1 protein-coding gene, 1 tRNA gene and 1 pseudogene are annotated in these 1,551 nt (G+C 59.4%); all 3 read left to right on the top strand.

Annotated elements, in window-relative coordinates:
* Window positions 1-942, top strand: a 942-nt coding sequence (locus HP546_RS30055; RefSeq protein ID WP_172233470.1) for a bifunctional diguanylate cyclase/phosphodiesterase, incomplete at its 5' end; no start/stop codon positions are given.
* A gap of 16 nt (window positions 943-958) precedes the next feature.
* Window positions 959-1,035 (top strand) — tRNA-Ile (locus HP546_RS30050).
* Between the two features lie 126 nt (window positions 1,036-1,161).
* Window positions 1,162-1,551: pseudogene (locus HP546_RS30045) on the top strand (site-specific integrase); the annotation flags it as partial.

Here is a 1,551-nt window from a genome sequence, read left to right as displayed (position 1 = left end):
CTTTATCCACAGGACGGCACTGACGTCGCCACCCTGATCCGCAACGCCGACGCCGCCATGTACCGCTCCAAGGCCAAAGGCCGCAACCGCGTAGAGGCCTACACCCGCGACCTCACCGCCCAGGCCAGCGAACGTATCGCCCTGGAGCACGAACTGCGCCGCGCCGTCGAACGCAATGAAATGAGCCTGTGCTTCCAGCCCAAGCTCAGCCTGAAGACCCACAGCCTGGTCGGCGCCGAAGCGCTGATCCGCTGGAGCCACCCGACCTTTGGTGAAGTACCGCCCGAGCACTTCATCCACCTGGCGGAAGAGAACGGCACCATTCTTCAGCTGGGCGACTGGGTGCTGGAGCAGGCCTGTCGGCAGATGCATCGCTGGAAAAGGGACTACGAGGCATTCGGCCCGCTGTCAATCAACCTCGCCGGCGCCCAGTTGCGCCACCATGGCCTGGCCAAGCGTATTGAGCAGCTGCTGAAGACCTATGGGTTGAAAGCCGGCGATTTGCAGCTGGAGATTACCGAAAACTTCATCATGAGCCAGGCCGAGGAAGCATTGGCTGTGCTGCACCAGTTGAAAAAACTCGGCGTGCAACTGGCCATCGACGACTTCGGCACCGGCTATTCCTCGCTGAGTTACCTCAAGCGCCTGCCGCTGGACATCCTCAAGATCGACAAGTCCTTCATCCGCGGCCTGCCCGACGACCCTCACGACGCCGCCATCGCCCGCGCGATCATTGCCTTGGGCCGCAGCATGCAATTGACCATCATCGCCGAAGGCGTCGAGAACCAGGCCCAGCAACGTTTTCTGGCTGCCGAAGGCTGCGAGCAGATCCAGGGCTACATCGTCAGCCTGCCACTGCCCGCAGAAGATTTCGCCGCCGCGTTTCTGCGCATAGCACTATCGGATCTTTCAGATGGCACAGGTGCGAAACCCTCGTTATAATCCGGCCACTTACTGAGGGCCTATAGCTCAGTTGGTTAGAGCAGAGGACTCATAATCCTTTGGTCCACGGTTCGAGTCCGTGTGGGCCCACCACACTCAAAGCCGCGCACTGCGCGGCTTTCGTGTTTTTGGCGGAACCACCTCAGATACAGTCCTATGGTCTAAAGGTACAAATTAGGTACAGTGCGGCTTCGCTTGCACGCCTTTGGAGTCCTTCAGATGGCTACAATCGTCAAAACCCCTGCCGGCACCTGGAAGGCCGTTATCCGCAAGACCGGATGGCCGACCAACGCCAAAACCTTCCGCACCAAACGCGACGCTGAGGATTGGTCACGACGCACCGAAGACGAGATGGTGCGCGGTGTGTACATCCAGCGCAGCGGCTCTGAGCGCATGACGCTGGAAATAGCGCTCAAGCGCTACCTGACCGACATTACACCTACAAAGAAGCCTACGACTCAACGCGGTGAGATCTCCAAGGCTAAAAAGCTAACGGAGCATCTGGGCAAGTATTCTCTCGCAGCCCTTTCCGCTGAAACCATTGCCAACTATCGCGACAAGCGCCTTAACGAGCCAGGCCGCGCAGGCACGACCAGCAACAACACCGTT

Source organism: Pseudomonas sp. CM25, assembly GCF_013179705.1.
Taxonomy (GTDB): Bacteria; Pseudomonadota; Gammaproteobacteria; order Pseudomonadales; family Pseudomonadaceae; genus Aquipseudomonas.
Note: the sequence above shows the minus strand (reverse complement) of the source record. Positions and strands in the feature narration are given on the sequence as shown.